General features: G+C 67.6%; 7 protein-coding genes. All 7 read left to right on the top strand.

What is annotated here, in order from left to right; all coding sequences use genetic code 11:
• Positions 1-385 precede the first annotated feature (385 nt).
• Positions 386-937, top strand: coding sequence for a 50S ribosomal protein L10 (gene rplJ, locus LJ221_RS07245; protein ID WP_241714755.1), 552 nt, complete (start codon positions 386-388; stop codon positions 935-937).
• Positions 938-1,029: 92 nt separating this feature from the next.
• Positions 1,030-1,416 carry a 50S ribosomal protein L7/L12 gene (gene rplL, locus LJ221_RS07240; RefSeq protein WP_241714754.1) on the top strand — a complete coding sequence of 129 codons (387 nt, stop codon included), beginning with the start codon at positions 1,030-1,032 and terminating at the stop codon, positions 1,414-1,416.
• Between the two features lie 479 nt (positions 1,417-1,895).
• Entirely contained in the window at positions 1,896-5,381 is a 3,486-nt protein-coding gene (rpoB, locus tag LJ221_RS07235; protein ID WP_241714753.1) for a DNA-directed RNA polymerase subunit beta, read from the top strand.
• A 142-nt stretch (positions 5,382-5,523) separates the two neighbouring features.
• Positions 5,524-9,447, top strand: coding sequence for a DNA-directed RNA polymerase subunit beta' (locus LJ221_RS07230; RefSeq protein ID WP_241714767.1), 3,924 nt, complete (start codon positions 5,524-5,526; stop codon positions 9,445-9,447).
• A 313-nt stretch (positions 9,448-9,760) separates the two neighbouring features.
• Positions 9,761-10,243: a DUF1707 and DUF4190 domain-containing protein gene (locus LJ221_RS07225; RefSeq protein ID WP_241714766.1), complete on the top strand. Its 483-nt coding sequence runs from the start codon at positions 9,761-9,763 to the stop codon at positions 10,241-10,243.
• Between the two features lie 377 nt (positions 10,244-10,620).
• Positions 10,621-10,992: a 30S ribosomal protein S12 gene (gene rpsL / locus LJ221_RS07220; protein WP_003948652.1), complete on the top strand. Its 372-nt coding sequence runs from the start codon at positions 10,621-10,623 to the stop codon at positions 10,990-10,992.
• A gap of 2 nt (positions 10,993-10,994) precedes the next feature.
• On the top strand, positions 10,995-11,465 hold the full coding sequence (gene rpsG / locus LJ221_RS07215; protein ID WP_093660564.1) for a 30S ribosomal protein S7: 471 nt from the start codon (positions 10,995-10,997) through the stop codon (positions 11,463-11,465).
• The last annotated feature ends 38 nt before the right edge of the window (positions 11,466-11,503 follow it).

Raw genomic sequence — 11,503 nt, 5'->3', positions numbered from 1 at the left:
GGGCCCCGTCTCCTTCCCGGAGACGGGGCCCGGCACCTTGCACGGGCGGGAAGCGGTGGAGCCCTCGTGGATTTGCCTGTGGTGACGGCGTTCGCGTACGCTTTCACCGAAGCCAAAGACCGCTGGTCGTTGCCGTGCTCCCGGATCTCTCGCAGATCAGGGACCGGTGGCCGAAGGATCCGCTTGGAGCGGGCGACCTGCGCAGGTGACACTGGAGGACTCCCGGCGTGTGCGCCGGTCGAGTCACGCCCCGTGCGTCTGCGCCGGGGCGTTTCGTTTTGTGCAAAACCCCTTCCTCGTGCGCCCGACGTGGGCGGTCCGGCGTCATGACCTGCCGAAAGGCACGGTCGAGGATCGCATCACCCGGAAAGGAGGGCCGAGGCTCATGGCGAGTCCCGACAAGGTCGCAGCTGTCGAGGAGATCAGGGAGAAGTTCCAGAACTCCAACGCCGCCGTTGTGACCGCGTACACCGGTCTCAGCGTCGCTCAGCTCAAGGACCTGCGCCGTTCTCTCGGTGAGAACGCTCAGTACCGTGTGGCGAAGAACACGCTTACCAAGATCGCGGCCAACGAGGCCGGGGTCACCGAGCTCGACGAGTTCCTCGTCGGCTCCACCGCCGTCGCCTTCGTGACCGGTGACCCGGTCGAGGCGGCGAAGAGCCTGCGTGACTTCACCAAGGACAACCCCCAGCTCGTCATCAAGGGCGGTGTCCTCGAGGGCAAGGCGCTCAGCGCCGACGAGATCAAGAAGCTCGCGGACCTCGAGTCCCGTGAGGTGCTGCTCGCCAAGCTGGCCGGTGGCATGAAGGCGTCCATGGCCAAGGCCGCGGCGACCTTCCAGGCCCCGCTGTCGAAGTTCGTCCGCACCGCGGACGCCCTTCGTGCCAAGCAGGAGCAGGGCGGTGCCGGTACGCCGGCTCCCGCCGAGGCCGAGTAACCCACTCCAGGCGCACTCGGTCGCAGCGGGCCCCGTACGCCCGCCGACATGAACAACCCGGCACCAGCCGACTTAGTGGAAGGACCGCCACCATGGCGAAGCTCAGCCAGGACGAGCTGCTCGAGCAGTTCAGCGAGATGACCCTCATCGAGCTCTCCGAGTTCGTGAAGGCCTTCGAGGAGAAGTTCGACGTCGAGGCCGCCGCCCCGGTCGCCGTCGCCGCCGGCCCCGCCCAGGGTGGCCCGGCCGCCGAGGCCCCGGAGGAGAAGGACGAGTTCGACGTCATCCTCACCGGCGCCGGCGCCAAGAAGATCCAGGTCATCAAGGTCGTGCGCGAGCTGACCTCCCTCGGCCTGAAGGAGGCCAAGGACCTGGTCGACGGCACCCCGAAGCCGGTCCTGGAGAAGGTCAACAAGGAGGCCGCCGACAAGGCCGCCGAGTCCCTCAAGGGCGCCGGCGCCTCCGTCGAGGTCAAGTGAACCGAGTGACTCGGGTCACTCCGGGAGTTTGCTGACTCCTCTCCTTCCGAAGGCGATCACCCATGCGGGTGGTCGCCTTCGGTCGTTTCCACGACGGCCGTATCGCCTGGCGAGGGCCTGCGGGTATGGTGATCAGCGCTGTCCGGCCGTACGCTCCCCGTGGTTCCGGAGAGGGTGGGGCCTTGACGAACCGTACGTAGCGCGCAATTCTCAGGACGCGTCGTCACATCGATCCACAATCCGAGGCATGGATCGCCGGCGAAGTGGGAAACCTTGCGGCAGGCGTTGAACAACTGATGAGGGGCTCGCCCCTCTGGAGGGAGAGATTGGTACCGCGTGCCGGTCTCCGGATACCGCACTGGACATCAGTGGGCCTTGTGGCTACACTGACCCTTTGCGCTGCCTATTAACTGCCCCCTGCCCGTCACCAGGGGCACGGCATGCGCGTAGTGAGTCCGAGCCCTCGGAAGGACCCCCTCTTGGCCGCCTCGCGCAACGCCTCGACCGCTCATTCGAACAACGGCGCCAGCACCGCCCCGCTGCGTATCTCCTTTGCGAAGATCAAGGAGCCCCTCGGGGTTCCGAACCTCCTTGCGCTGCAGACCGAGAGCTTCGACTGGCTGCTCGGCAACGGCGCCTGGAAGACTCGCGTCGAGGCGGCGCTGGAGCGCGGTGAGGATGTCCCCACCAAGTCCGGTCTGGAGGAGATCTTCGAGGAGATCTCCCCGATCGAGGACTTCTCCGGGTCGATGTCGCTCACCTTCCGCGACCACCGCTTCGAGCCGCCGAAGAACTCGATCGACGAGTGCAAGGAGCGCGATTTCACCTACGCCGCGCCCCTGTTCGTCACCGCCGAGTTCACCAACAACGAGACCGGCGAGATCAAGTCCCAGACGGTCTTCATGGGCGATTTCCCGCTCATGACCAACAAGGGCACCTTCGTCATCAACGGCACCGAGCGTGTCGTGGTCTCCCAGCTGGTGCGCTCGCCGGGTGTCTACTTCGACAGCAACATCGACAAGACGTCCGACAAGGACATCTTCTCCGCCAAGATCATCCCATCTCGCGGCGCCTGGCTGGAGATGGAGATCGACAAGCGCGACATGGTCGGTGTCCGTATCGACCGCAAACGCAAGCAGTCCGTCACCGTCCTGCTCAAGGCGCTCGGCTGGACCACCGAGCAGATCCTGGAGGAGTTCGGCCAGTACGAGTCCATGCGGGCCACCCTGGAGAAGGACCACACCCAGGGCCAGGACGACGCGCTGCTCGACATCTACCGCAAGCTGCGTCCGGGCGAGCCGCCGACGCGTGAGGCCGCGCAGACGCTGCTGGAGAACCTCTACTTCAACCCCAAGCGCTACGACCTGGCCAAGGTCGGCCGGTACAAGATCAACCGGAAGCTCGGCGGCGACCAGCCGCTGGACGCCGGCGTGCTGACCGTCGACGACGTCATCGCCACGATCAAGTACCTGGTCAAGCTGCACGCCGGGGAGACCGAGACGGTCGGAGAGTCCGGCCGTTCGATCATCGTCGAGACCGACGACATCGACCACTTCGGCAACCGTCGCATCCGCAGCGTCGGCGAACTGATCCAGAACCAGGTCCGTACGGGTCTCGCCCGGATGGAGCGCGTCGTGCGCGAGCGCATGACCACCCAGGATGTCGAGGCGATCACGCCGCAGACCCTGATCAACATCCGGCCGGTTGTCGCCTCCATCAAGGAGTTCTTCGGCACCAGCCAGCTGTCCCAGTTCATGGACCAGACCAACCCGCTGTCGGGCCTGACGCACAAGCGTCGTCTCAACGCCCTCGGCCCAGGCGGTCTCTCCCGTGAGCGGGCTGGCTTCGAGGTCCGTGACGTGCACCCCTCGCACTACGGCCGCATGTGCCCGATCGAGACCCCCGAGGGGCCGAACATCGGTCTGATCGGCTCGCTGGCCTCCTACGGCAGGGTCAACGCGTTCGGCTTCATCGAGACGCCGTACCGCAAGGTCGTCGAGGGCGTGGTCACCGACGAGGTGCAGTACCTGACCGCCGATGAGGAGGACCGCTACGTCATCGCCCAGGCCAACGCGCCGCTGGGCGATGACATGCGGTTCACCGAGGACCGCGTCCTGATCCGCCGCCGCGGCGGCGAGGTCGACCTCATCCCCGGTGACGAGGTCGACTACATGGACGTCTCGCCGCGCCAGATGGTGTCGGTCGCGACCGCCATGATCCCGTTCCTGGAGCACGACGACGCCAACCGCGCGCTGATGGGCGCGAACATGATGCGTCAGGCCGTCCCGCTGCTCCGGGCCGAGGCCCCGCTGGTCGGCACCGGCATGGAGTACCGCTGTGCGGTCGACGCCGGTGACGTGATCAAGGCCGAGAAGGACGGTGTGATCCAGGAGGTCTCCGCCGACTACGTCACCGTGGCCAACGACGACGGCACCTACACCACCTACCGGGTCGCCAAGTTCTTCCGCTCGAACCAGGGCACCTCCTTCAACCAGAAGGTCGTCGTGAACGAGGGCGACCGTGTGGTGACCGGACAGGTCCTCGCGGACGGGCCCTCGACCGAGCAGGGCGAGATGGCGCTCGGCAAGAACCTGCTCGTGGCGTTCATGCCGTGGGAGGGCCACAACTACGAGGACGCGATCATCCTGTCGCAGCGCCTCGTCCAGGACGACGTCCTCTCCTCGATCCACATCGAGGAGCACGAGGTCGACGCCCGCGACACCAAGCTGGGTCCCGAGGAGATCACCCGGGACATCCCGAACGTCTCCGAGGAGGTCCTGGCCGACCTCGACGAGCGCGGCATCATCCGCATCGGCGCCGAGGTCGAGGCGGGCGACATCCTGGTCGGCAAGGTCACTCCGAAGGGCGAGACCGAGCTGACCCCGGAGGAGCGGCTGCTGCGCGCGATCTTCGGTGAGAAGGCGCGTGAGGTCCGCGACACCTCGCTGAAGGTGCCGCACGGCGAGACCGGCAAGGTCATCGGCGTCCGCGTCTTCGACCGCGAGGAGGGCGACGAGCTGCCTCCGGGCGTGAACCAGCTCGTCCGCGTCTACGTGGCCCAGAAGCGCAAGATCACCGATGGTGACAAGCTCGCCGGCCGCCACGGCAACAAGGGCGTCATCTCCAAGATCCTGCCGATCGAGGACATGCCGTTCATGGAGGACGGCACCCCGGTCGACGTCATCCTCAACCCGCTGGGCGTCCCGTCCCGGATGAACCCGGGTCAGGTCCTGGAGATCCACCTGGGCTGGCTCGCCTCCCAGGGCTGGAAGGTCGAGGGGATCGAGGAGGAGTGGCAGAAGCGGCTGGCCTCGATCAGTGCCGACGACGTCGAGCCCGGCACCAACGTCGCCACCCCGGTGTTCGACGGCGCCCGCGAGGACGAGATCGCCGGTCTGTTCACGGCGACCCTGCCCAACCGCGACGGCGAGCGGATGGTCCTGCCCTCCGGCAAGGCCCGGCTCTTCGACGGCCGCTCCGGCGAGCCGTTCCCGGCCCCGATCTCGGTCGGCTACATGTACATCCTCAAGCTGCACCACCTGGTCGACGACAAGCTGCACGCCCGCTCGACCGGTCCGTACTCCATGATCACCCAGCAGCCGCTGGGCGGTAAGGCTCAGTTCGGTGGTCAGCGCTTCGGTGAGATGGAGGTGTGGGCGCTGGAGGCATACGGCGCCGCGTACGCACTCCAGGAGCTGCTGACCATCAAGTCCGACGACGTCACCGGCCGCGTGAAGGTCTACGAGGCCATCGTCAAGGGCGAGAACATCCCCGAGCCCGGCATCCCCGAGTCCTTCAAGGTGCTCATCAAGGAGATGCAGTCCCTGTGCCTCAACGTGGAGGTGCTGTCCAGCGACGGCATGTCCATCGAGATGCGCGACACCGACGAGGACGTCTTCCGCGCCGCGGAAGAGCTCGGCATCGACCTGTCCCGGCGCGAGCCGAGCAGCGTCGAAGAGGTCTGACGGGCCGGCCGGGGCGCCGCACCCTCCCGCCCGAGGCGGCGGGTGCGGCCCCCGGCCTCCCCGCGACCCCCGTTCAGACCACCACAGAGCTCCTCGGTCCCACCGACGCGAGGGGCACAAACCCTGAGAGGGATTGACGAGAGTGCTCGACGTCAACTTCTTCGACGAGCTGCGAATCGGCCTGGCCACCGCTGACGACATCCGTCAGTGGTCCCACGGCGAGGTCAAGAAGCCGGAGACCATCAACTACCGCACCCTCAAGCCGGAAAAGGACGGGCTCTTCTGCGAGAAGATCTTCGGTCCGACCCGGGACTGGGAGTGTTACTGCGGCAAGTACAAGCGCGTCCGCTTCAAGGGCATCATCTGCGAGCGTTGCGGCGTCGAGGTGACCCGCGCCAAGGTGCGCCGTGAGCGGATGGGCCACATCGAGCTCGCCGCACCCGTCACCCACATCTGGTACTTCAAGGGCGTGCCCTCCCGTCTGGGCTACCTGCTCGACCTCGCCCCGAAGGACCTGGAGAAGGTCATCTACTTCGCCGCCTACATGATCACGTGGGTGGACGAGGAGCGCCGAACGCGCGACCTGCCCTCCCTGGAGGCCCATGTCTCCGTGGAGCGCCAGCAGATCGAGCAGCGCCGCGACGCCGACCTGGAGGCCCGGGCCAAGAAGCAGGAGGCCGACCTCGCGGAGCTGGAGGCCGAGGGCGCCAAGGCCGACGTCCGCCGCAAGGTGCGCGAGGGCGCCGAGCGCGAGATGAAGCAGATCCGCGACCGCGCCCAGCGCGAGATCGACCGTCTGGACGAGGTCTGGAACCGGTTCAAGAACCTCAAGGTCCAGGACCTGGAAGGCGACGAGCTGCTCTACCGTGAGCTGCGCGACCGCTTCGGGACCTACTTCGACGGTTCGATGGGCGCCGCCGCGCTGCAGAAGCGGCTGGAGACCTTCGATCTGGAGGAGGAGGCCGAGAGGCTCCGCGAGATCATCCGGACCGGCAAGGGCCAGAAGAAGACCCGTGCGCTCAAGCGTCTCAAGGTCGTCTCCGCCTTCCTGCAGACCCGCAACAGCCCCAAGGGCATGGTGCTGGACTGCGTGCCGGTCATCCCGCCGGACCTGCGTCCGATGGTGCAGCTCGACGGCGGCCGCTTCGCGACCAGTGACCTGAACGACCTGTACCGCCGCGTCATCAACCGCAACAACCGCCTGAAGCGGCTTCTCGACCTCGGCGCGCCCGAGATCATCGTGAACAACGAGAAGCGCATGCTCCAGGAGGCCGTCGACGCGCTCTTCGACAACGGCCGCCGCGGCCGCCCGGTCACGGGCCCCGGCAACCGTCCGCTGAAGTCGCTGTCCGACATGCTCAAGGGCAAGCAGGGCCGCTTCCGCCAGAACCTGCTGGGCAAGCGCGTCGACTACTCGGCGCGTTCGGTGATCGTCGTCGGTCCGCAGCTCAAGCTGCACCAGTGCGGTCTGCCCAAGGCCATGGCGCTGGAGCTGTTCAAGCCGTTCGTGATGAAGCGCCTGGTGGACCTCAACCACGCGCAGAACATCAAGTCGGCCAAGCGTATGGTCGAGCGCGGCCGCACGGTCGTGTACGACGTGCTCGAAGAGGTCATCGCCGAGCACCCGGTGCTGCTCAACCGCGCGCCGACCCTGCACCGTCTGGGCATCCAGGCCTTCGAGCCGCAGCTGGTCGAGGGTAAGGCCATCCAGATCCACCCGCTGGTGTGCACCGCGTTCAACGCGGACTTCGACGGCGACCAGATGGCCGTGCACCTGCCGCTGTCCGCGGAGGCGCAGGCCGAGGCCCGCATCCTGATGCTGTCCTCGAACAACATCCTCAAGCCGGCCGACGGCCGTCCCGTCACCATGCCGACCCAGGACATGGTGCTGGGCCTGTTCTTCCTCACCACCGACCAGGCGGAGGGCGAGGTCAAGGGCGAGGGCCGGTCGTTCAACTCGGTGGCCGAGGCGATCATGGCGTTCGACGCCCGGGAGCTGTCGCTCCAGGCGAAGATCGACATCCGCTTCCCCGTCGGCTCGGTCCCGCCCCGCGGCTGGACCCCGCCGGCCGCCGAGGAGGGCGCCACGCCCGATGGAGGCTTCGCCTCCGGGGAGTGGCAGTCCGGCGACCCGTTCCGGCTGCGCACCACCCTGGGCCGCGCGCTCTTCAACGAGCTGCTGCCCGAGGACTACCCGTTCGTCGACTACACCGTGGGCAAGAAGCAGCTGTCGGGGATCGTCAACGACCTCGCCGAGCGCTACCCCAAGGTCGTCGTCGCCGCGGCCCTGGACAACCTGAAGTCGGCCGGTTTCCACTGGGCGACCCGCTCCGGCGTCACCATCGCGATCTCCGACGTCGTGGTCCCCGAGGCCAAGAAGGAGATCATCGCGAACTACGAGGCGCAGGACGAGAAGGTCCAGAAGCAGTACGAGCGCGGTCTGATCACCAAGGACGAGCGTTCCAACGAGCTCATCGGCATCTGGACCCGTGCGACCAACGAGGTCGCCGAGGCCATGTCGGAGAACTTCCCGAAGACCAACCCGATCTTCATGATGGTCGACTCGGGCGCTCGCGGAAACATGATGCAGATGCGCCAGATCGCCGGTATGCGCGGTCTGGTGTCCAACGCCAAGAACGAGACCATCCCGCGGCCGATCAAGGCGTCGTTCCGCGAGGGTCTGTCCGTGCTGGAGTACTTCATCTCCACGCACGGCGCCCGCAAGGGTCTGGCGGACACCGCGCTGCGCACCGCCGACTCCGGTTACCTGACCCGTCGTCTGGTGGACGTCTCGCAGGACGTGATCATCCGCGAGGAGGACTGCGGCACCGACCGCGGCCTGAAGCTCGTGATCGCGTCCAAGGGCGCGGACGGCGCCCTGCGCAAGGCGGAGGACGCCGAGACCAGCGTGTACGCACGCTGCCTCGCCGAGGACGTCACCGTCGACGGCAAGGTGCTGGCCCCGGCCGGCACCGACCTGGGCGACGTGCTCATCGACGAGCTGGTGCGGCACGGCGTGGAGACGGTCAAGACCCGCTCGGTCCTCACCTGCGAGTCCGCCGTCGGCACCTGCGCCATGTGCTACGGCCGCTCGCTGGCGACCGGCAAGCTGGTGGACATCGGCGAGGCCGTCGGCATCATCGCCGCCCAGTCCATCGGCGAGCCCGGCACCCAGCTGACGATGCGCACCTTCCACACCGGTGGTGTGGCCGGTGACGACATCACCCAGGGTCTGCCGCGTGTTGTCGAGCTCTTCGAGGCCCGCACCCCCAAGGGTGTCGCCCCGATCTCCGAGGCCGCCGGCCGCGTGCGGATCGAGGAGACCGAGAAGACCAAGAAGCTCGTCGTCACCCCCGACGACGGCTCCGACGAGACCTCCTACGGCGTCTCCAAGCGAGCTCGTCTGCTGGTCTCCGAGGGTGACCACGTCGCCGTCGGCCAGCCGCTGACGGTCGGCGCCACCAACCCGCACGACGTGCTGCGCATCCTCGGCCAGCGCGCGGTGCAGGTGCACCTGGTGGGCGAGGTCCAGAAGGTCTACAACTCGCAGGGTGTGTCGATCCACGACAAGCACATCGAGATCATCATCCGGCAGATGCTGCGCCGGGTGACGATCATCGAGTCCGGCGACGCCGAGCTGCTGCCGGGCGAGCTGGTGGAGCGCTCGAAGTTCGAGGGCGAGAACCGCCGCGTGGTGGCGGAGGGCGGCCAGCCGGCCTCCGGCCGTCCGCAGCTGATGGGCATCACCAAGGCCTCGCTGGCCACGGAGTCCTGGCTGTCGGCGGCGTCCTTCCAGGAGACGACCAGGGTCCTGACCGACGCGGCGATCAACGCCAAGTCGGACTCCCTGATCGGCCTCAAGGAGAACGTCATCATCGGTAAGCTCATCCCGGCCGGTACGGGCCTTTCCCGCTACCGCAACATCCGGGTCGAGCCGACCGAGGAGGCGAAGGCCGCGATGTACTCGGCCGTCGGCTACGACGACATCGACTACTCGCCCTTCGGCACCGGCTCCGGCCAGGCGGTCCCGCTGGAGGACTACGACTACGGCCCGTACAACGGCTGAGCGGGCCGTACGGACCGCCGGACACGCCCGCGCGGGGCGGTTCCTCCTCGGAGGGGCCGCCCCGCGCGGGCGTGTCCGGCGTCATGCGGTGTGTCCCGGGCGCCCGGAACTCCCCGGGGTGTGCGAACGTCATGGATGATGGGGGCAGCCCGAACGTGGGGAGGTGGAGCCGGTGTCGTACCAGCCGTGGGGACAGCCGGGTCAGCAGGGCAAGTACGGCGGCCCGCCCGGGCAGGCGGGGCGTCATCTTCCGTATCCATCGAATCCATCGAATCCGCCGCAGGCCGCGCAGCAGGCTTCGCATCTGCCGATGATGCGCGCGTCCCACTCGGACCGGGAGCGCACCATCGACGTGCTCAAGGCCGGATACGCCGAGGGGCGGCTGAGCCACGCCGAGTACGAGCAGCGGATGGGCCGCGCCCACCAGGCGCAGACGTACGGGGAGTTGCACGCGCTCATCGCCGATCTGCCGCAGGGCCCGATGGCGGTGCCCGCGCCCGCGCCGCAGTACGCGCAGCCGTACCAGCCGGCGGGCCCGCGCGTCTTCCTGCCGCCCCCGCCCCAGACGAACAACTCCGCTGTCGGAGCCCTGGTCTGCGGAGTCCTCACCCCGTTCTACGGGGTCACCGCCATCCCCGCCGTGATCCTGGGACACAAGGCGCGCGCCGAGATCCGCCGCACCGGGGAGAAGGGCGACGGGATGGCCGTGGCCGGTCTGGTCCTGGGCTGGCTGACGATCGGGCTCGTCGCGCTCGCGCTGGTGGCGATCGTGGTGTTCGCGGCTGGATCGTTCTGATCAGCTCCGGCAGGCCTGCCCGCCTGCCGGAAAGAGGCCGGGGAAAGAGGCCGCGGAAAGCGGTTCCGCGCAGGCCGCGCGGGCCTTCGGGTGCTCTTCCGCTCCCGGTTCGCGCCCACTACGGTGGCATGGGCATTTGTTTTGACCGGAGCCGATGCGGTAGGTACGCTCTGACCTTGTGCCTGGGGTATCCCCTGCGCTCTCGTGTGCTCCAATACGCTGCGGGATGTGAGGCGGGGACACCGAAATCTGCATGCTTCTCACCCACTGGGCCCCGCATCGCGGGAGTGTGCAGCCTTCGACACACCCGACCGCGTGGGTCGGCGAGTGGCCCAGGTTAGTTGTACCGAGACTGGCACACAGAAACCGGAGAAACGGTGCCTACGATCCAGCAGTTGGTCCGCAAGGGCCGACAGGACAAGGTCGAGAAGAACAAGACGCCGGCACTCGAGGGCTCGCCCCAGCGCCGCGGCGTCTGCACGCGCGTGTTCACCACCACCCCCAAGAAGCCGAACTCGGCCCTGCGTAAGGTCGCGCGTGTGCGTCTGACCAGCGGCATCGAGGTCACCGCTTACATTCCGGGTGAGGGCCACAACCTGCAGGAGCACTCCATCGTGCTCGTGCGCGGTGGCCGTGTGAAGGACCTGCCGGGTGTTCGCTACAAGATCATCCGCGGCTCCCTCGACACCCAGGGCGTCAAGAACCGCAAGCAGGCTCGCAGCCGCTACGGCGCCAAGAAGGAGAAGTAAGCATGCCTCGTAAGGGCCCCGCCCCGAAGCGACCGGTCATCATCGACCCGGTCTACGGCTCTCCTCTGGTGACCTCCCTCATCAACAAGGTGCTGCTGCACGGCAAGCGCTCCACCGCCGAGCGCATCGTGTACGGCGCCATGGAGGGCCTGCGTGAGAAGACCGGCAACGACCCGGTCATCACGCTCAAGCGCGCGCTCGAGAACGTGAAGCCGACCCTCGAGGTCCGCTCCCGTCGCGTCGGTGGCGCCACCTACCAGGTCCCGGTCGAGGTCCGCCCCGGCCGTTCCTCCACTCTCGCGCTGCGTTGGATCGTGGGTTACGCCCGCGCGCGCCGTGAGAAGACGATGACCGAGCGCCTGATGAACGAGCTGCTCGACGCCTCCAACGGGCTCGGCGCCGCCGTGAAGAAGCGCGAGGACACCCACAAGATGGCCGAGTCCAACAAGGCCTTCGCGCACTACCGCTGGTAGTCGCTTCCCCCATCGAGAACCGAGAGAAGACTGAGCCT

The sequence above is a fragment of the Streptomyces sp. CNQ085 genome, from assembly GCF_022614595.1.
Classification (GTDB): Bacteria; Actinomycetota; Actinomycetes; order Streptomycetales; family Streptomycetaceae; genus Streptomyces.
This window is presented reverse-complemented; position numbering and strand designations above follow the sequence as displayed.